Genomic DNA, 19703 nt, shown 5'->3' with positions numbered 1-19703 from the left:
AACGACCGACTTCCTTTAAACTCATGAGTGCCTACAATAGAGCGTTGCCTGCTTTAACGCTTATGTTGTAGCCAATAGCGGCGCACTGTGGGTAGATAATAGATATCGCTGGATACCAACTGATAAAAAAGGATCGACAATAATGACGCTGACACGCTCTATGGCTCGTTTAACGGTAGGTTTAGCTGGTGCGGCCTTACTCTCGGCTTCTTTCTCTGCACAAGCACGTGAACTCTCTGTTTCCACTGTTTTATCTGATGCTTTCCCATGGGGGCAAGCGGCGGAAAAGTGGGCGGAGTTGGTGGAAGAGCGCAGTGGTGGAGAACTAACGCTGCGGGTTTACCCGAACTCTCAGTTGGTTTCCGGTGACCAAACTCGTGAGTTTTCGGCCATGCGTTCGGGGCTAATTGATGCTGCGGTAGGCTCGACGATTAACTGGTCGCCTCAGGTTCCTGAACTGAATTTATTCTCTTTACCATTCTTTATTCCCGATGAGGCTGCTGTGGATGCGGTTACTGGCGGCGAAGCCGGTGAGCTGGTCTTTGCAGCGATTGAGTCTCGCGGTGTTATGCCGCTGGCCTGGGGCGAAAATGGCTTCCGCCAAGTGTCAAACTCCCGTGGGCCGATTAGCCAGCCAGAGGATTTGGATGGTCTGAAAATCCGCGTGGTTGGCTCACCGCTGTTCCAGGATACCTTCTCTGCCCTTAACGCAGATCCGACGCAAATGAGTTGGACAGATGCTCAGCCAGCGTTAACCACTGGCGCGGTTGACGGGCAGGAAAATCCGCTTTCAGTATTTGATGTCGCGCGTATTGATCAGGTGGGCCAGGAGCACTTAACGCTCTGGAACTACATGAATGACCCGCTAATTTTTGCGGTTAACCAGCAGGTATGGCAATCGCTTGATGAAGAACAGCAAGTGCTGTTGCGTGAAACTGCCATTGAAGCGGGGGAGTGGGAAATCGCTATGACGCGTGAGGAAGAAAGCGAGCGTCTGGCGGCTATTCAAGAGCGTGGTGTTACGGTTACTGAGTTAACCGATGAACAGTACCAAGCCTTTGTTGAAGCCACGCAGTCCGTTTACGAAAAATGGGCGCCGCGCATTGGTGAAGACGTGGTTAACGCGGCTCGGTCGGCTATCGACGCACGTTAATGACTCCTTTGGTGTTATAACTGCCGGCCTACAGGGCCGGTAGTTTTTTCTGTTATGAGGCTGCCATGAAAGGCTTTCCCGATGCACGCCCTGAACGCTGGTTGGGCGCGCTGTCACTTATTATTATTTCGTTGATTAGTCTGGGAAATGTGGTCACACGTTACCTGACTGGCGGCTCATTCTCGTTTACCGAAGAATTTTCCGTATTTTTACTGGTGGTGCTTACTTTCGCAGGGGCATCGGTGGCGCTTAGGCGAAACCGCCATATTCGTATTGGTTTTTTAGAACGGGCGTTACCAGGGCGCTGGCGCAGCGCCCTTATTCTATTTCAAGCTTTGTGCGGGTTAACCGTTCTGGGCTTGATCACTTGGTATGGTGGAAAGCTAGCCTGGCAAGAGTACCAATGGGAATCGCTATCGCCGGGGTTAGGGCTGCCCCAGTGGTGGTACTTAGTGTGGCTTCCGATATTATCCTTTGCCATGGTATGGCGTCTCGTTCAGCAAACCCGAGATCGATTAAACGGAGGGCTGGATAATGACGCCTGATATTTGGATGATTCTTGCCTTTGCTGGATTTTTGATAGCGGGTGTGCCCGTGGCATTTTCGCTCGCGCTAGCTGGCTCGGTGGGTATTGTGGCTGGGCTTTCGCCAGATATGTTGGCAACGCTGGGTACCAATACCTATAACAGCATTGCCAAGTATCCTTTAATCGCGATACCGCTATTCATACTGACAGGGCTGATTTTTGAGCGCTCTGGTGTGGCGTTACGCTTGGTACGCTTTGCTCAGGCACTTATTGGGCCTCGTCATGGCGGTCTGGCGTTGGTCGCGGTGCTGGTGTGCATGATTATGGGGGGCATGAGTGGCTCGGGCCCGGCGGATGCAGCGGCAGTGGCCATGGTAATGCTGCCAAGCATGACAAAAGCGGGCTATCCAAAGCCATTTTCCGCAACCCTTATTGCAGCATCGGCATCCACCGCTATCTTAATCCCTCCTTCCGTGGCGCTAATTCTTTACTCGATTGTGGTGCCCGGTGTTGATCTGCGCGCGCTATTTGCCGCAGGACTTTTTCCCGGCATTTTGGCAGGGCTAGCGCTGCTGGTGCCTGCGATGATCGTTGCTAAGCGTTACGGCTGGGAAGGAACACCGGCAGCAGGCGCTGAAACCCTGACCGTGCGTACGACGTTTAGGCAGGCGTTGCCTGCTTTATTTGCTCCAGTGCTCATTTTAGGGGGGCTGCGCTCAGGCTTATTTACCCCGACAGAAGCCGCCGTCGTAGCGGTTGCCTATGGCACCATTGTGGGGCTGTTTTTGACGAAAGAGCTTTCGTTACGTGACTTATGGGAATTGCTAGGAGAGGCTGCGATTATTTCTGGAGTGGTGATGTTGATTATCGCTCTAGCGGGTATTTTTGCTTGGGCCGGAACAATGCTGGGGACTTTCCGCCATTTGGCAGAGTGGATTATTGGCTTAACAGACAACGGTATTTTGCTGTTGGTGCTGGTCATGCTAGCGGTATTGGTCGCTGGTATGCTGCTTGACGCTATTTCTATCTATCTCATCATGATGCCGGTGCTGATACCCGTTATGCAGCACTTTGAATGGAACCCCGTTTGGTTCGGCATTCTGCTAGCCATGAACATTGCTATTGGTCAATTTACCCCGCCGGTTGCGGTGAATTTAATGGTAACCACAGAGGTTGCCAAAATCCGTTTGGAAGAGACTTTGGGGTGGGCGTTGCTATTTGTTGTGGCGATGGGATGTGCGCTTGCTCTTGTGGCCATTTTTCCAAGTATTGCGCTGTGGTTGCCATCTGTACTTGGTTATAACGTCTAACACACCTATGCCTGACGTCATTCGTCATAAGATGTTCAATCCGCTATACGCTATGCGAATACGGCATGGCTGTTAACGGTAACTAAACGTAATTCATCGGTAATCTAAGTTTGTTGTCTGAGCTGCTTGTGGTAGGCAATGTCGTCTATAGTCAGTGCATTGCCTCTAAGCATTAAGTTTATCTGTTAAACAGTAGGACTTAATTGCAAGCACTGGGATGTGTATGGGCGTTATATCGGTAATGACTTGCCGTGTATTTCGCCAAGTATGTTTTTTTTCGCTAAAGTAGTAAGGGTCGGCTGTATTAGTCGGCGTTGATAACAGATTGTCTTGAAAACGTTTTGGCAGAAAAACACCTGAGGGAACCGTTCAGCAGGTGGAGTTAAAGCGTATAACGCTCACAACATCAAGATAAAGAGGTGTGTCCATGAAACGCCATGTATTTTCCACTGCCGCCTTCTCTGGCGCGCTGATTGCGGCCGCTACGTTTGCATCACCAGCGGTTGCACAGGAACGCTTCATCACTATCGGTACCGGTGGCCAAACAGGTGTGTACTACGTAGTTGGTCAGTCGATTTGTCGATTGGTGAACCGTTTGGAAGACGCAGATATCAAATGTAATGCACCTTCCACTGGTGGCTCCGTGGCCAACATCAACGGTATCAAGTCCGGCGAATTGGACATGGGTGTCGCTCAGTCGGATGTTCAGTATCAAGCTTACAATGGTACTGGGAATTTTGAAGGTGAGGCCTATGAAGACCTGCGCGCGGTGTTCCGCGTTCACGGTGAGCCGCTGACTATCCTGGCTCGCGCTGATGCTGACATTAATTCCCTTGATGACTTGGAAGGTAAGCGCGTCAATATCGGCAACCCAGGCTCTGGGCAGCGCAACACCATGGAAGTGGTGATGGGCGCCAAAGGCTGGACCGAGGACTCTTTCTCGTTAGCGTCTCAACTCGATGCCGCCGAAATGGCTGCCGCGCTTGCTGACAACAACATCGACGCGATGGCCTATGTCGTGGGTCACCCCAATGGAGCCATCCAGGAAGCGACCACCACCGTTGATTCGCGTCTGGTGCCTCTCAACGATGAGACAGTTCAGGGCATTGTTGACGAGTTCCCGTACTACTCCATGTCGGTCATTCCAGGTGGATTGTACAAAGGTAATGACGAAGACGTCGAAACTTTCGGCGTCGCAGCAACCTTCGTGACCACTGCGGAAACCGACGAAGACATCATCTACCAGACCGTTAAGGCGGTATTCGATAACTTTGATCGCTTTAAGCGCCTGCACCCGGCCTTCGAGAACCTCGACCCCCAAGACATGGTGACCTCTGGTCTATCGGCGCCACTGCATGAAGGTGCCGCTCGTTACTACCGAGAGCAGGGCTGGATCGAGTAAGTTGGCCAAGCTGAGGTGATTTCGCCTCGATGAGGGAATGCGCGGCCACTTAGAGTGGCCGCGCATTCTGTTTGAGATGCTGTATGGCGTAATGCCAATGGGATCTTTCGTCACTACATACCAGGCAGGGTTAGCTTATGACTGAGGACAAGAACAGGAGCGCGGAATCCGCGGTTGACCTCGAGGATATGGTGGCTTCGAGTGATACTGGGGCTCGCAAGCCAGCGGGCACGCCGGGAAAACTATTGGTTAGCATCGCCGCGGCATGGTCGCTGTTCCAATTGTGGGTCGCCTCCCCATTGCCTTTCGTGGTCGGCTTCGGTGTCTTCAATGCCACCGAGGCTCGTTCCATTCACTTGGCATTCGCGCTATTTTTAGCCTATATGGCCTATCCGGCGCTAAAGCGCTCACCGCGCGACCGCATTCCCATTCAGGATTGGGTATTGGCCTCGGCGGCGGCCTTCTGTGGTGCCTATATGTTCATGTTTTATGAACAGTTGTCGCAACGACCGGGGGCACCGATCCTACAGGATGTGATCATTGGGGTGGCGGGGCTCCTGTTGCTGCTTGAGGCAACACGTCGAGCGCTTGGGCCACCGCTGATGATCATTGCCACGATCTTCATTATCTATTCCCTTGCCGGGCCCTACATGCCAGGCATTCTTTCCCACCGGGGTGTAAGTCTCTTCGGTCTGGTCAACCACCAGTGGCTGACCACCCAGGGGGTATTTGGTATCGCCCTTGGGGTATCGACTAGTTTCGTATTCTTGTTCGTGTTGTTCGGAGCCTTACTCGATAAGGCGGGTGCCGGCAACTATTTCATCAAAGTGGCGTTCTCGTTGCTGGGTCACTACAAGGGTGGGCCGGCCAAGGCCGCGGTGGTGGCATCGGGCATGACGGGTCTGATCTCGGGCTCCTCGATCGCCAACGTGGTGACTACCGGTACATTCACCGTACCGATGATGAAACGCGTCGGTTTTTCCGCCGAAAAGGCGGGTGCAGTCGAAGTGGCCTCCTCTGTCAACGGGCAGATCATGCCACCCGTGATGGGGGCTGCCGCCTTCCTGATGGTCGAATATGTCGGCATCTCCTATGTGGAGGTCATCAAGCATGCCTTCCTACCCGCACTGATTTCCTACATCGCCTTGATCTACATCGTCCATCTTGAGGCCATGAAAGCTAATCTGCAGGGCTTGCCAACCAGCAATCCACCCAAGCCGCTGGTGCGCAAGGTGATCGGCTTTTTGGGCGGTTTATTGCTGATGATGGTAACGGCGCTGGTGGTCTATTATGGCTTGGGGTGGTTAAAACCCGTTCTGGGCTCCGCTACGCCTTGGGCGGTGAGTGTGGGCCTGGTGGTGATCTACATCGCACTGCTTAAGGTGGCTGCAGGCTATCCGGAGCTCGAACTCGATGATCCGAATGAGCCGATCTACAAGCTGCCCCAGACTCGGCCGACAGTGATGGTTGGGCTGCAGTTCATTCTGCCAGTGATCGTATTGGTGTGGTGCCTGATGGTGGAGCGCTTGTCACCTGGGCTGTCGGCATTCTGGGCCACGGTGCTCATGGTGTTCATCATTCTGACCCAGCGGCCTATCACGGCAATCTTCCGCGGGCAGAGCGAGATGGCCGAGGATATTCGGGCGGGTGTCCTGGATCTGTGGAGTGGTCTGGTGACTGGTGCCCGCAACATGATCGGCATCGGCATCGCCACCGCGACAGCCGGCATCATCGTTGGCGCGGTTTCCCAGACCGGCGTGGGCTTGGTGCTGGCCGATGTGGTGGAAATCCTCTCTATGGGGAACCTGATGCTGATCCTGATGCTCACCGCGGTGCTCAGTCTGATCCTCGGCATGGGGCTGCCCACCACCGCCAACTACATTGTGGTGTCAGCACTTCTCGCCCCGGTGATCGTGCAGCTCGGTGAGCAGAACGGTTTGCTGGTGCCGTTGATCGCCGTTCACCTGTTCGTGTTCTATTTCGGCATTATGGCCGATGTGACACCCCCGGTGGGGCTCGCCTCCTTCGCGGCAGCGGCGGTCTCAGGGGGAGACCCGATACGGACCGGTTTCCAGGCCTTCTATTACAGCTTGCGGACCGCGGCGTTACCGTTTCTGTTCATCTTCAACACTGACCTGCTGCTGATCGACGTGAGCTTCCTGCAGGGTGTCGTTATCTTCATCATATCGACGATCGCGATGCTGATCTTTGCTGCCGGCTCCCAGGGCTTCATGATCGTGCGTAACCGCTGGTACGAATCGATCCTCATGCTGCTGGTCGCCTTCACGTTGTTCCGCCCGGGGTTCTGGATGGACATGATCCATGACCCCTATGAATCGGTGCCGCCGTCACAATTCGTCCAAACGCTGGGTGATGTCGACGAGGAGAGCACGCTACGGCTGCAGATCCGCGGTGAAGATGACTTTGGTGACCCGCTTACCACCTACATGATCCTGCCCGTACCTGAAGGGCAGACGGGGCAGGAGCGCCTGGAGAACTTGGGGCTTGAGCTACTGATCGAGGATGAGCGGGCCGTGGTCGATATGGTGGCCTTCGGCAGCACCGCGGCCGATCTTGGCCTGGATTTCGACCAGGAAATCATCGAGGTGCTGGCACCTGTGGATCGTTGGATCAAGGAGTTGATGTGGATTCCGGCGTTCCTGGTGTTCGGTTTGATCGTGGTTATGCAGCGTCGTCGTCGTAATAATACGTCAGCCAAGGCTGCTGCATAAAGGAGGATGCCATGTACAGCAAGATCGTATTGCCGGTGGACCTGAACGAGGAAGCCTCTTGGTCAAAGGCGCTGCCTACGGCCATTACTCTGTGTCAAACTTTTGGAGCTTCACTGCATGTGGTAACAGTGCTCCCGGAGTTCACGATGCCCATGGTAGGGGCCTACTTTCCGAAGAACTTTTCTGAAAAAGCACATGCTGCGTTGAAAGAGGCGCAGCATAAGTTTATTCAGGAACATGTGCCTGAGGAGATTAAGACTCAGAGTGTGATTGTCGACGGCTCGCCATGGGAGGCCATCATTCAGGTAAGTAAAAAGCTAGATGCCGACCTGATTGTCATGGCATCTCACACCAAGCGTAAATTTGTAGACTACGTTCTGGGCCCTAATGCGGAACATGTGGTTCATCATGCCAAGATATCAGTGATGATCGTGCGCTGATCTCAGCACTCGTTGATTGTTAAGCGAACTCCAGGCCATTTGGCCTGGAGTTTTTGTTTGTGAGGTTATATTAACGCTGGCTAACGCATCGAATAAATTGGCGTTAATGGCATGAAAGCAGGATTTTTTGTACGCGATGCCGCCAGACAGCCCCACCTTGTCATTGCTCAGCTACATTAAAGATACGTTAAGCCATTAATCCATGGTTAACGAACTCATGCATGTGGCAACTTTTTCAGGGTATTGGCAAGTTCGATCTCAACCTGAATGGGGTTTAAAGGCCACCGCTGCATTGGGGTAAATCTAAGGAGTCATGCTATGAATGCAGCCACAACAAAAACGCACGGCCGAGCAGATATGCCTAATGTAAAAATCACTATTAATAAGGTGGGAATGGATCGGCCGCGTGCATGGCTTGCCGCGGGGTTCGAGGACTTTCGTCGCGCAACTGCTATCAGTTTAACCTACGGTATGTTTTGGGTGGGATTAAGCATAGCCATTACAGCGGGTGCAATAACACTCGGCTATTGGTACTGGTTATTACCTATGATCGCTGGGTTTATGTTTGTTGGGCCACTGGTGGCGGTAGGCTCCTATGGCATTAGTCTTGCCCTTGAGCGGGGAAGGGTTCCTAACCTTGGCGATGCCTTCGGTAGTTGGCGTCCGCACGCAGGCCAGTTGGCGATGATGGGCGTGATGATGATGATTTTCTTCCTCGCCTGGATTCGTCTTGCGACGCTGCTGTTCGCGTTGTTCTTTGGCTTTGAAGTACCTAGTCCAGAAACTCTATACACATCACTCCTAACCACGCCGGAAGGCTTGGGCATGATTGCAGTAGGTTCAGTGGCGGGCGGTATTCTCGCTTTCGGTGCGTTTGCGATTAGTTCAGTGGCTATCCCAACGCTAATGGATCAAGATCTTACTTTTATGGAGGGTATCGAAGCTAGCGTGCGCTGTGTTGCCAAAAACTTCCGTCCGATGCTGTTGTGGGCTGCTATTTTGACAGGCTGCGTTTTGATTGGTGTGCTTACGTTTTACATAGGCTTGGCACTCATTTTACCCGTTTTAGGCCATGCAACATGGCATGCTTATGAAGAGTTGGTGCGCTTTGAACCAGTCGAAAAGCTTGAGACCTAACGGTCAGAGTGCCTTGAAATGCTGAGCCTCATACGCGTTGCTAAGTAAAAACATACTTAACCTGACTATGTGAAAGAGATAGCGTAACCTTTGCGCTATCTCTTTTTTATCCAGAGTCCTGCCTGTCTTGATAGTTGACAGAAACGGTCCTGTTTTCAAGATATTGTGTCGTGAGGTAAGCGTTGTGAAAGCGTTTTTACTGGGAGGGATTATGCTGTTGCTCAGCATTCCCGTGACGGGTCATGTGCGGACAGAGGCCTCCCTCGATATGCCCGAAGGGCCTGTTATTCTCACAGTCAACGGTGATATAACACATTTCAACACAGCCCAGGGCGCACGCTTTGACCGTGATATGTTACAAGCTTTGCCACAGCACTCCTTTGAAACGGGCACGCCGTGGACTGAGGGCAGTAGTACTTATAGCGGACCGCTGATGCGCACATTGTTAGAGCATGTCGGGCTGCCTGGTACTGAGAATAGTCCTGGAAACGGCTCTAGAAACAGTGCTGGAAATAGTGCTGGAAATAGTGTGTATGTCTCCGCTTTAAACGGGTTCGAGGCGGAAATACCGATCAGTGATTTTTATAAGTATGACGTTATCCTAGCATTAGAGCGGGATGGGCAAAGCATTCCCATCCGAGAGTACGGCCCTTTGTGGGTGCTTTATCCTTTCAGCCAAGACGAGGCTCTTTTAAGTGAAAAAATGCGTTTTAGAGCTGTTTGGCAAGTTATGCAGATAAATGTCCGTTAGTCAGTCTATTTCTCGGGCTCCCCGCCTGCTGCGTTATCCGCGTCGCTTTAAAGTGGTTGCTATGATTACCGTCCTGCTGTTCGCGGCAGCTCTGGTAGTGGCAGCCTTAGCGGCTTGGCGTCAGGATAATTTGACACAAAGTTTGAGAGAAGATACGGCTTGGGTAGTTTATAAGCTTGATCGCGATGCGATTCAGCTATTCAACCACTTACTTGCGGCCACCCGTGGCCCGATTTCACCTTCCGATCAGGACGATCTGAACCTGCACTTCGAACTGCTCTATAGTCGAATGACGCTGTTGCAAGAGGGCGAAGTGAGCCTGCTGTTAGACAATATCAGCATAGCAAAAGCATTATTAGTTCAAATTCAGCAGCAGCTAGATACGCTAGATCCCATGTTTGAACCTCATGCATCTTTACCTCAGCTGCCGATTGCTGAGCTAGAGGAAGAGCTGTTGGTGCTAACTCGGCTGACAGAGCGATTTGTTATCGCTATTAATGGTTATCTAGCGGAGTCTGCTACTGAAGAGCGCGTGCTATTAAATATTTTATATAAGCTTTTAATGTCTCTATTAGTGGGAATGAGTTTCGCTGTATTGCTGGTCATTGTGTTTCTGGTGCGTGAAATGCGAGAAAGCGCCGCTGCTCGGCGTGAGCAGGAGCAACTGAGTCGTCAACTTGAAGTCACTGCCACACAGGCGCAAGCTGCAAATCACGCTAAATCTGACTTTTTAGCGATGGTTAGCCATGAGATTCGCACGCCGCTCAACGGCGTTATTGGTATGAGTGAGTTGCTGCGTGAACCATCTAGCCTTGCGCAAGTAGAAGACTATGCTCGTACGATTCATGACAGCGCTAATCAGCTACTAGCGATGATCAATGAAATTCTTGATTTTTCAAAGATTGAAGCGGGGCACCTAACGCTTGAAACTGCGCCCACCGCCCTGAAACCATTAGTCGACAGCGTAATATCGCTTTTTGAGCCTCGTGCTAAGGAAAAAGGCCTGCAGTTAACGTTATATGTTGATCCTTTAGTACCGGCATGGGTAATGATCGATGCCAGCCGATTGCGCCAGATTTTGCTTAACCTCATCACAAACGCTATTAAATTTACTGACCATGGTAAAGTCAATATACGTATTTATTCCACGGTAAAGAGCCTGTTATTTGAAGTTTGTGATACTGGTTGTGGCTTAAATGAGGAGCAACAGGCGTCACTGTTTGAGCCATTTCAACAAGCGGATGAGTCAGTTGCTCGTCGGTTTGGCGGTACTGGGTTAGGTTTGGCGATTTGTAAACGCTTAAGCGAAGCCATGCAAGGACGACTAGGGGTTCGTAGCACTCCTGGGCAGGGCAGCACATTTTGGTGCGAGTTGCCCCTTGTAGAAGCCAGCCCAGTCACCGCTCCATTGCCGCCCGAACCAACGCAGGATTTTACAGGCACATCCTTACTACTTGTGGAAGACAATGCCGTCAATCGTAAAGTTGCCACTGGGCTACTGTCGCGCCTTGGATGTGATGTCGTCTGTGCTGAAAATGGTCAAGATGCTCTGGACATGGTGCAGGCTCAGCAGGTGCACCTTATCTTTATGGATATCCAGCTACCGGATATCGATGGCATAACCGTGACCAAAAGGCTTCGCTCTCAAGGCGGTTGGCTGGCTAACGTGCCGATTGTGGCCATGACGGCTGGCGGCGTGGAAGATGTTCGCCAACGCTGCCTAGCAGCGGGAATGAACGATTACATTACCAAACCGCTATCCTTACTTGCCCTTAGCCATGTGCTGTCACTGCAGCTGTTTACGGCTTCGCGCCCAGATGCCTTATCGGCGTTGCCTTTAGATCAGGAGCAGCAAGAGTTACAGCCACTCCTTAACCGTGCAACACTAGAGTCCCTGGTTATGCCATTGGGAGCTGAAAGTGTCGATCAGATCATCATGCTTTATTACCAGCAAGTGAGTGATTACTCAGCACAGTTGGCTGCTTACCTAAGCAACGCGGAATTGCTGACAACAGAGCAAGCCAAGCAAGTGGCGCGCTTAGCACATCAGCTGCGCGGCGAATCGCTCGGTGTTGGGGCAGAGCGTTTGGCCGCTGAGGCTAAACGGCTCGAAATAATCGCCAGTAACAGTGCGTCTTCACCGCAAGATTTTACTGAAACCATGAACCTGTTGAGGCAAACCGCTTCGCGAACTCATGCAGCGTTGGAGAAATGGCGCCGTGACGATAGCCCCGAAGAATAGCGGTATTCAGATCGCTGCCAGCAACCAGCTAAATCCCTTCCAAGCCGCCGATGAACTGGCTCAGCAGCTAGGCCATGAGCACTTAGGTTTTGTGCTGTTTTTTTGCAGTGCAGAGTATCCGTTAGAGGAACTAGCAACTGCCCTTGGCGGTGCGTTTGATAAGGTGCCGATGAGTGGTTGCACGACGGCGGGCGAGATTACACCGCAAGGCTATGACCGAGGCTCTGTGGTTGCGATAGGTTTTGATAGTCGCGTGTTTGCAATTGAAACCGCACTGGTAGACGACCTTGAACACTTTGACCTTAGCTGCGCACAACCGCTCGTCGATACCTTGTTGGAGCGTTGTCGACAGCAGGCAGTTGCACCGGTGAACGAGCATAGCTTTGCCCTCACGTTGCTAGATGGTTTGTCCAGCCGTGAAGAACAGGTATTAGCAACCCTAGATGCTGCTCTTGGCCGTATTCCCAGCTTTGGCGGCTCGGCCGGTGATGATAATCACCTTACCCATACCCATGTTTATGCGAATGGGCATTTTCATACCCGCGCCGCCGTGGTGGTAATGCTTAACACACGGCTTCCGTTTGAGGTGTTTTCTACCCATCATCTTGAGCCGCTTGCCCATAAGTTAGTGGTAACAGAGGCTGACCGGGAGCAGCGCCGAGTGCTAGAGCTCAACGGGTTACCTGCTGCTGACGTGTATGCAGCGTTAGTCGGCTGTTCTGTTGATGCGCTATCGCCATCCATTTTTGCCCAGCACCCGCTGGCAGTTTATATCGGCGGTCAACACTATATTCGTTCAATACAACGCGTGAATGAGGATGCTAGCCTAACGTTTTACTGTGCGGTAGAAACGGGCATTGTGCTCACCGCGATGCGGCCTGCGCCGTTACTCTTAGATCTAGAGGTGATGCTACAGCGCGTGCAACAACGCCTGGGGGCAACACCTTCGATTATAGGCTGCGATTGTTTCTTAAGGCGTATGGCGCTTGAGTCTTTGCAGCAGTTGGATCAGGCGTCAGCGCTGCTTCGTCAGGCACGAGTGGTGGGGTTTAATACCTACGGCGAACATCATCATGGCATGCACGTAAACCAAACCTTTACGGGGGTGGCTTTTGGCGCTCTTCCAACTAGCGGCGGATAGCGATACTGCGGCGGATAATGCCACGCTGCGCGAGGAAAATCGCCGTTTGCGTAAGGTTTGCCAGGCGCTAATGGAGCGTGTGGAGTCCGGAGCAAGCCCCAACAGCGCTCCTTATGCAGCGTTTGAGCGCTCGGTGCTGCTGGCAGAGCAAGTACGCGAACGCACCGACGCACTTCATCGCACATTAGATGAACTTAGCCAAGTAAATGCACGACTGCTGGCGGCGAATGCCGAAGCAGAGGCGGCCAATCTTTCCAAAACGAAATTTTTAGCGGCGGTCAGTCATGACCTGCTTCAGCCGTTAAACGCCGCACGGTTATTCGCCAGTGCCTTAGAAACGCATGCGCTACCCGAGGCGTCCCAGGCTTTAGTAGGGCACATAGGGCGTTCGTTAAAGGATGTTGAAGGGCTTTTAGGTACATTGGTGGATATTTCCCGCCTGGATGCCGGCGTACTTCACGCGGATAAAGCACCGTTTGCGGTAAGCACACTGCTAGATGCCTTGGCCGAAGAGTATCGGCAAGTGGCCGCTGTACGTGGGCTGACGCTTCACTATGTGCCGTCGAGCGTGGTGGTCGAATCTGATCTAGCGCTACTGGCGCGTGTCGTGCGCAACTTCCTCAGCAATGCCGTGCGCTACACCGAACATGGTCACTTACTGCTTGGCTGTCGACGACGCGCCAACGGTCTTGAAATTATGGTGGGCGATACTGGGCCGGGGATACCAGAGCCACAGCGTAAGGCAATTTTTCTAGAATTTCGCCGCGCCAACCAGTCCCAAAGTGGCCACAGCCGAGGGCTTGGATTGGGACTGGCAATCGTAGATCGTATCAGCACTATGTTAGAGCACCCTGTGTCGCTGACTTCACAGCTTGGGCGTGGCTCGCTTTTTTCTGTGCTGGTCCCTTTCTCTGTGCCAGTACCTAATGCAGCCCCAAGCGCGGGTGCATCGCCCGTTGCGTGTGCGCCAAAAGCGTTGCCTGGATCTGATCGTTGGCAGCACGATCCGCTACAAGGCTGTGTCATTTGGGTGATTGATGATGATCCCGCGATTATAGAAGGAATGCAGGCGTTGCTGGGCAGTTGGGGGTGTCGGGTGAGGGCAGCCGCAACGGTGAGTGCGCTGGAAGCAGCGAGTGACGGTGAGCGCCCGGCTGTGCTGTTGGTGGATTATCACCTGGGGGATCACCGCGAAAATGGGATTGATCTGGCGGCAAGATTGCGTCGACGCTATCCAGGGTTAGCCACTGTGGTCATCACTGCCAACCATGAGGCAGCCTTGAAGCGGGCCACCCGGGAAGCGGGTATGCACTGTTTGTTAAAGCCGCTTAAGCCTCTTCGCTTAAAGATGCTACTGGGAACGCTCTTAGAGAATTCCGCTTAACGGGAAGTCGGCGGCTAGGTGGAAGAGGTTCGTTTGGCAAGATAAGCGCCTAGCTCCTCTTCACCTGCGATGACGATGGCATGCACTCTACTTGTTGCACCTAGCTTGCGTAAAATAGCCGAGACATGCGTTTTAACGGTAGTTTCAGCGATGAACAGTTCTCGTGCGATCTGTTTGTTGGACATCCCCTGAGCCATGCAACCCAATACATCTAACTGCTTGTCGGTTAAGCGTATTAGCCGTTCGCGGGACACCTCCGACGAAGGCGTCAACGCTGATGACTCCATGCGTGGGGGCGGCTGGCGCATAATATCTGCAGGCAGATAAAGTTGCCCCTGAAGAATTTGGTTGAGTGCTGCTAACAGCTGCTCTCGGGGAGTTGATTTCGGAATATAGCCCACGGCACCTTGGGTAATGGCATCTAACACCAACTGGCGCTCCTGATGTGCTGAGACAATGGCGACGGGAAGCCATGGGAATCTTTCTCGAAGTATTGTCAGACCTTCTAGTCCATCGGCATCGGGCAGGCTTAAATCGAGCAACAGCAGATCAAGCTCATCGTGGGTGCCTATCGTGTGAATAGCCGCCGCCAAACTGTCCGACTCCAGCAGTTGAGTATCTGTTAAACCAGCGCTAATCACCGCGTGTAGTGCTTCGCGAAACAGCGGATGGTCATCTGCCACTAGCAACGAGTACATGGCGTCTCCTACCAAGGGATGAGGGTGCGTCCTGCCATCGGGCTATATCGTAAATGGCGTGTGTGGCTAACACTGGGTAGGCACCTTATTTAATAATCATAATACTCAGGAGCTTTACCATGATCTACGCCAACCCGGGTGATGCTGGTTCCGTTGTGTCCTTTGAAAAACGCTTTGGCAACTATATCGGCGGTGAGTTTGTTCCCCCGGTCAACGGCCAGTACTTTGATAATATCAGTCCTGTTAACGGCCAAGTATTCTGCGAAATTCCCCGCTCTAGCGCTGAAGACATTGAGAAAGCGCTAGATGCAGCTCACAAAGCAGCGCCTGCCTGGGGTAAAACCTCCGTTCAAGAGCGCAGTAACATCCTACTTAAGATTGCCGACCGCCTCGAGCAAAACCTTGAGATGTTGGCTGTCGCAGAAACGTGGGATAACGGAAAAGCGGTTCGTGAAACTCTGAATGCGGATATTCCGCTGGCTGTTGACCACTTCCGTTACTTTGCTGGCTGCCTGCGTTCACAAGAAGGTACGGCTGCGGATATCGATGCTAACACTGTTGCCTACCACTTCCATGAGCCGCTGGGCGTTGTTGGTCAAATTATTCCCTGGAACTTCCCGATTCTAATGGCTGCTTGGAAACTTGGCCCTGCCCTTGCCGCGGGTAACTGCGTCATACTGAAGCCAGCTGAGCAAACTCCTGCCTCGATATTGAAAGTTATGGAGGTGATTGGCGACCTGCTGCCCCCCGGCGTGCTAAACGTCGTTAATGGATTTGGCGCAGAAGCAGGCCAAGCACTCGCCACCAGCAAGCGTATTGCCAAAATTGCCTTTACCGGTTCGACGCCGGTTGGCTCGCATATTCTTAAATGTGCCGCAGAAAATATTATCCCCTCGACAGTGGAGCTGGGTGGTAAATCGCCCAATATCTATTTTGCTGACATCATGAACGCCGAGCCGACGTTTATTGATAAAGCCGTCGAAGGCTTAGTGCTGGCATTCTTCAACCAAGGCGAAGTATGTACCTGTCCTTCTCGTGCCTTGATTCAAGAGAGCATGTACGACGAGTTTATGGCCAAGGTGGTTGAGCGGACTAAAACCATCAAGCGCGGTAACCCGCTGGATACCGACGTGCAGGTTGGTGCTCAGGCGTCACAAGAGCAGTTCGATAAAATCATGTCGTACATGGACATCGCGCGCGACGAAGGCGCCGAGTTCCTTGCTGGCGGCGATAAAGAGAGCCTGGATGACAGCATCAATGGCGGCTACTACATCCAGCCGACACTGCTCAAAGGCAACAACAAGATGCGCGTCTTCCAAGAAGAGATTTTTGGACCTGTGGTCGCTGTTACCACCTTCAAAGATGAAGAAGAAGCGCTCGCCATTGCCAACGATACCGAGTTCGGCCTGGGTGCCGGCGTATGGAGCCGTGACATCAACGTCGCCTTCCGTATGGGGCGTGGCATTCAAGCAGGTCGCGTATGGACTAACTGCTATCACCAGTATCCTGCCCATGCTGCGTTTGGCGGTTATAAGAAATCAGGCGTAGGTCGCGAAACCCATAAAGTGGCGCTTGAGCACTATCAGCAAACTAAGAACCTGCTAGTGAGTTACGATATTAACCCGCTAGGTTTCTTCTAATACGCTACTCTGAAGTGATACCGCCCGGCTATTGCCGGGCGTTTTGCTACTCCTCTGACGCTTACTGTAACGATAAGAGCAATCACAAGTTGCCACATCGACAACCATCAGGAGTTGCATCATGGATAACACAATGCGGGCGGCAGTCGTACGCGAGTTCGGCCAGCCACTAGCGATAGAAGAAGTAGACGTGCCTCGTCCCAAGCGGGGAGAGGTGCTGATGAAGGTGGCGGCCTCTGGCGTTTGCCACACCGATTTACATGCAGCACACGGCGATTGGCCGGTAAAACCCTCGCCACCGTTTATTCCAGGGCACGAAGGCGTTGGGCATATCGTGGCGGTGGGTGACGGCGTTACCCATGTCAAAGAGGGCGATCGTATCGGCGTGCCCTGGCTGTACTCAGCCTGTGGTTACTGTGAACACTGTTTAGGCGGCTGGGAAACCCTGTGTGAATCCCAGCAAAATACCGGTTATTCGGTCAACGGCGGGTTTGCCGACTATACCTTGGCGGATGCGGGCTATGTAGGGCGTCTGCCGGACGCCGTTGATTTCATCGAAATAGCTCCGGTTCTGTGTGCAGGAGTAACGGTTTATAAAGGCTTGAAAATGACCGATACCCGCCCTGGGCAGTGGGTGGTTATTTCAGGCGTTGGCGGCTTGGGGCATATGGCAGTGCAGTACGCGAAAGCGATGGGGCTGAACGTCGCGGCTGTTGATATTGACGACGGTAAATTAGCCCTAGCCGAACGGCTAGGTGCCACAGTGACGGTTAACGCGATGAAAACCGACCCGACGGCGTATCTGAAGAAAACCATTGGTGGTGCCCATGGGGCACTGGTCACAGCGGTATCGCCAAAGGCGTTTGATCAAGCGCAAAACATGCTGCGCCGTGGTGGCACTCTGGTGCTCAATGGCTTGCCGCCGGGTGACTTCCCACTGCCGATCTTCAGCACGGTGCTTAACGGTATTACCATTCGTGGCTCTATCGTGGGGACGCGCAGTGACCTTCAAGAAGCGCTGGACTTCGCCGCCGAAGGCAAAGTCAAAGCGACTGTGGCGACTGACACGCTAGACAATATCAACGACGTCTTCCAACGTATGATCGACGGCAAGATAGAAGGCCGTATTGTGCTGGATATGGCGAGCTGAGCGAGCAAGTGGGGGAGAAGATAGCTCCCCCTTTTATTCCCTGCCGTCTATTCAATATCTACTGAATCTTTCTTTTCTAACCAGCGTCGTGCCATACGCTCGGCGTGGGCAAGATTGCTCACGACCGCTAATTTGCCCACTTCACGCTTAATGCCCGCGCGTTTAATTTTGAGTGCCAGGCGCGGCTGCAGCCCAACAAACATCACTCCTACGCCTTGTTCGCTCAGCTCACGACGCAACGTATCTAACGCCACCATGGCCGTGGTATCCAGACTGGGAACTTCGCGCATATCCAGAACGATAATTCGCACGCTGTGATCAATCACTCTTAGCGTGGCAATCGCCTTTTCAGCGGCACCGAAAAATAGTGGACCGTGAATTTTGTAAAGGGCGACTTCCGGCGGGAAGTGCGCGTCTTTATCGGGTGTGTCTAAGCGTTGAGTGTGGGTCAACTGGGCCATGCGGCGAATAAACAACGCGGCGGCCAAGCCAATACCGACAGCCACCGCAATCACCATGTCAAAAAGTACCGTTAGCCCAAAGCAGATCACCAGCACCCACACATCGCTAGCGGGGGCACTTTTCAGTGTATGCACAAAGTGTCGTGCCTCGCTCATATTCCAGGCGATGATAAATAGTAGCGCAGCCAGGGCCGCCATAGGCACATGTCCCAGAACGCCTGCCAGCGCGACTACCGCGAGTAGCACCACCAGCGAATGAACTACTGCGGCGATAGGTGAGAAGGCGCCGCTTTTGATGTTGGTCGCCGTGCGGGCAAGCGCTGCTGTGGCGGTAATGCCGCCAAAGAAGGGCACGATTAAGTTGCCCAGTCCCTGACCAATCAGTTCAGCATTAGGATCATGTCGAGTGCGGGTTAGACCATCTGCCACGACGGCGCAGAGCAGTGATTCAATGGCCGCCAGTAACGCGATGGCTAGCGCTGGGCCAAGCAGCGCTTGAATTAGCGCGAAGTTAATCTCAAGTGGTGTACCGTCAGCGCCAGGAAAGTGCCAGGGTGCCGCAACGCTAGGTGCAAAGGGGGGAATGCCGCTACCGCTTTCACCTTGGAACTCCCAGCTAAACCGTGAGGCGATCGTGTCGACTTCAACGCCACTCATCGTCAATAAAGCGGCGGCCAGAGTGCCCACTGCCAAGCCTATCAGCGGGGCAGGAATGGGCGTATTCAAGCGGGGCCAGATGAGCAGTGCCGCCAAGGTAACAACTCCCACGCTGATTTCTGCGGGAGAAAGGCTGGGTAGCGCTTGACCAGTCAGCACTAGGTTATGCAGGGTGCTATCGCCTAGCTCTACTCCGGCCAAGCCAAGAAAGTCAGGTAGTTGTAGGAGCGCAATGACTACCCCGATGCCCGCCGTAAAGCCGAGGATAACCGGGTAGGGCATGTACTGAATCAGGCTGCCTAACCGAGAAAGCCCCAGTGCGACCAAAATAGCGCCCGCCATCAGTGTGGCGATCAGCAGTCCGCCCAGGCCATGGTTGGCGACAATAGGAAATAGAATTACCACAAAGGCAGCGGTGGGGCCGGAAATGTTAAAACGCGAGCCACCCGTCAAAGCGATCACTGCACCCGCGACAATCGCAGTATAAAGCCCGTGTTGGGGCGGCACGCCAGTGGCAATCGCCAACGCCATAGAAAGTGGGACGGCTACCACGCCAATCGTCAGCCCCGCCATGACATCACGCTTCAATTTGGCAAGCGTGTACCCCTCGCGCCAAGCGCTGAATAGTGCACTGCCCGGCACTGGAAAGGCGTATCCCGAAGGTCGATGAGCGCGGGCCATCAGGCAAGTCTCCTAATAAAGTTGAAAAACAAGCAAGTGGGAAAACAAGCAATTGGAAAAACAAAGTTTTACGTTACGCCTGCTCAGTGATTCTCACAATATGGCGTTAGTTGTGGGGGCGTCATCAGGGCGTTTTTCGGGCATAAAAAAATCCCAGCACGTAGGCTGGGATTTCTCTTTTCACTTAAAGACTTACGC

At 53.0% G+C, this 19703-nt stretch carries 15 protein-coding genes; 13 read left to right on the top strand and 2 right to left on the bottom strand.

Annotated features, from left to right (window positions below; all coding sequences use genetic code 11):
- Positions 1-142: 142 nt before the first annotated feature.
- From NF683_RS02500 to NF683_RS02450, 11 genes are all read left to right on the top strand, one after another.
- Positions 143-1153, top strand: a complete 1011-nt coding sequence (locus NF683_RS02500) for a DctP family TRAP transporter solute-binding subunit (RefSeq protein WP_038477858.1) — start codon at positions 143-145, stop codon at positions 1151-1153.
- Positions 1154-1218: 65 nt separating this feature from the next.
- Positions 1219-1698 carry a TRAP transporter small permease gene (locus NF683_RS02495; RefSeq protein ID WP_253921183.1) on the top strand — a complete coding sequence of 160 codons (480 nt, stop codon included), beginning with the start codon at positions 1219-1221 and terminating at the stop codon, positions 1696-1698.
- Entirely contained in the window at positions 1688-2989 is a 1302-nt protein-coding gene (locus NF683_RS02490; protein ID WP_089039704.1) for a TRAP transporter large permease, read from the top strand. Before NF683_RS02495 ends, NF683_RS02490 begins: the two co-directional genes overlap by 11 nt.
- 427 nt (positions 2990-3416) lie before the next feature.
- Positions 3417-4391, top strand: a complete 975-nt coding sequence (locus tag NF683_RS02485; RefSeq protein ID WP_089039703.1) for a TAXI family TRAP transporter solute-binding subunit — start codon at positions 3417-3419, stop codon at positions 4389-4391.
- Between the two features lie 137 nt (positions 4392-4528).
- On the top strand, positions 4529-7123 hold the full coding sequence (locus tag NF683_RS02480) for a TRAP transporter permease (protein WP_089039702.1): 2595 nt from the start codon (positions 4529-4531) through the stop codon (positions 7121-7123).
- Between the two features lie 11 nt (positions 7124-7134).
- On the top strand, positions 7135-7563 hold the full coding sequence (locus tag NF683_RS02475; RefSeq protein ID WP_089039701.1) for a universal stress protein: 429 nt from the start codon (positions 7135-7137) through the stop codon (positions 7561-7563).
- A 318-nt stretch (positions 7564-7881) separates the two neighbouring features.
- Positions 7882-8700, top strand: a complete 819-nt coding sequence (locus tag NF683_RS02470) for a DUF2189 domain-containing protein (RefSeq protein ID WP_089039700.1) — start codon at positions 7882-7884, stop codon at positions 8698-8700.
- A gap of 211 nt (positions 8701-8911) precedes the next feature.
- Entirely contained in the window at positions 8912-9451 is a 540-nt protein-coding gene (locus NF683_RS02465) for a molybdopterin-dependent oxidoreductase (RefSeq protein ID WP_089039699.1), read from the top strand.
- Positions 9441-11693: an ATP-binding protein gene (locus NF683_RS02460; protein WP_253921182.1), complete on the top strand. Its 2253-nt coding sequence runs from the start codon at positions 9441-9443 to the stop codon at positions 11691-11693. Before NF683_RS02465 ends, NF683_RS02460 begins: the two co-directional genes overlap by 11 nt.
- Positions 11647-12834, top strand: coding sequence for a nitric oxide-sensing protein NosP (gene nosP / locus NF683_RS02455; protein WP_089039697.1), 1188 nt, complete (start codon positions 11647-11649; stop codon positions 12832-12834). The genes NF683_RS02460 and nosP overlap by 47 nt, the downstream gene beginning before the upstream one ends.
- A complete protein-coding gene (locus NF683_RS02450; RefSeq protein ID WP_089039696.1) occupies positions 12806-14218 on the top strand; it encodes a hybrid sensor histidine kinase/response regulator in 1413 nt (470 codons plus the stop codon). Before nosP ends, NF683_RS02450 begins: the two co-directional genes overlap by 29 nt.
- Positions 14219-14232: 14 nt before the next feature.
- On the opposite strand, the gene NF683_RS02445 is transcribed toward NF683_RS02450, so the two are convergent.
- On the bottom strand, positions 14233-14916 hold the full coding sequence (locus NF683_RS02445; protein WP_089039695.1) for a LuxR C-terminal-related transcriptional regulator: 684 nt from the start codon (positions 14914-14916) through the stop codon (positions 14233-14235).
- Between the two features lie 119 nt (positions 14917-15035).
- On the opposite strand from NF683_RS02445, the gene exaC reads away from it, so the two are divergent.
- Together exaC and adhP are read left to right on the top strand one after the other, a co-directional pair.
- The gene (exaC, locus tag NF683_RS02440; protein ID WP_009721344.1) at positions 15036-16556 is read left to right on the top strand and encodes an acetaldehyde dehydrogenase ExaC; all 1521 of its coding nucleotides are present in this window, start codon (positions 15036-15038) and stop codon (positions 16554-16556) included.
- A gap of 121 nt (positions 16557-16677) precedes the next feature.
- Entirely contained in the window at positions 16678-17706 is a 1029-nt protein-coding gene (adhP, locus tag NF683_RS02435) for an alcohol dehydrogenase AdhP (protein ID WP_253921181.1), read from the top strand.
- Positions 17707-17753: 47 nt separating this feature from the next.
- Here adhP and dauA read toward each other — a convergent pair whose 3' ends face one another.
- The gene (dauA, locus tag NF683_RS02430; RefSeq protein ID WP_253921180.1) at positions 17754-19505 is read right to left on the bottom strand and encodes a C4-dicarboxylic acid transporter DauA; all 1752 of its coding nucleotides are present in this window, start codon (positions 19503-19505) and stop codon (positions 17754-17756) included.
- Between the last annotated feature and the right edge of the window lie 198 nt (positions 19506-19703).

Source organism: Halomonas sp. MS1 (assembly GCF_024182575.1).
Lineage (GTDB): Bacteria > Pseudomonadota > Gammaproteobacteria > Pseudomonadales > Halomonadaceae > Vreelandella.
The sequence above is the reverse complement of the archived record's forward strand: the minus strand, read 5'-3'. Positions and strand labels throughout refer to the sequence as shown.

What these genes read in the sequence shown, in the direction of transcription:
- NF683_RS02500 (WP_038477858.1), top strand. Translation starts at nt 143, where the DNA reads ATGACGCTGACACGCTCTATGGCTCGTTTAACGGTAGGTTTAGCTGGT.
- NF683_RS02495 (WP_253921183.1), top strand. Translation starts at nt 1,219, where the DNA reads ATGAAAGGCTTTCCCGATGCACGCCCTGAACGCTGGTTGGGCGCGCTG.
- NF683_RS02490 (WP_089039704.1), top strand. Translation starts at nt 1,688, where the DNA reads ATGACGCCTGATATTTGGATGATTCTTGCCTTTGCTGGATTTTTGATA.
- NF683_RS02485 (WP_089039703.1), top strand. Translation starts at nt 3,417, where the DNA reads ATGAAACGCCATGTATTTTCCACTGCCGCCTTCTCTGGCGCGCTGATT.
- NF683_RS02480 (WP_089039702.1), top strand. Translation starts at nt 4,529, where the DNA reads ATGACTGAGGACAAGAACAGGAGCGCGGAATCCGCGGTTGACCTCGAG.
- NF683_RS02475 (WP_089039701.1), top strand. Translation starts at nt 7,135, where the DNA reads ATGTACAGCAAGATCGTATTGCCGGTGGACCTGAACGAGGAAGCCTCT.
- NF683_RS02470 (WP_089039700.1), top strand. Translation starts at nt 7,882, where the DNA reads ATGAATGCAGCCACAACAAAAACGCACGGCCGAGCAGATATGCCTAAT.
- NF683_RS02465 (WP_089039699.1), top strand. Translation starts at nt 8,912, where the DNA reads ATGCTGTTGCTCAGCATTCCCGTGACGGGTCATGTGCGGACAGAGGCC.
- NF683_RS02460 (WP_253921182.1), top strand. Translation starts at nt 9,441, where the DNA reads ATGTCCGTTAGTCAGTCTATTTCTCGGGCTCCCCGCCTGCTGCGTTAT.
- nosP (WP_089039697.1), top strand. Translation starts at nt 11,647, where the DNA reads ATGCAGCGTTGGAGAAATGGCGCCGTGACGATAGCCCCGAAGAATAGC.
- NF683_RS02445 (WP_089039695.1), bottom strand. Translation starts at nt 14,916, where the DNA reads ATGTACTCGTTGCTAGTGGCAGATGACCATCCGCTGTTTCGCGAAGCA.
- exaC (WP_009721344.1), top strand. Translation starts at nt 15,036, where the DNA reads ATGATCTACGCCAACCCGGGTGATGCTGGTTCCGTTGTGTCCTTTGAA.
- adhP (WP_253921181.1), top strand. Translation starts at nt 16,678, where the DNA reads ATGGATAACACAATGCGGGCGGCAGTCGTACGCGAGTTCGGCCAGCCA.
- dauA (WP_253921180.1), bottom strand. Translation starts at nt 19,505, where the DNA reads ATGGCCCGCGCTCATCGACCTTCGGGATACGCCTTTCCAGTGCCGGGC.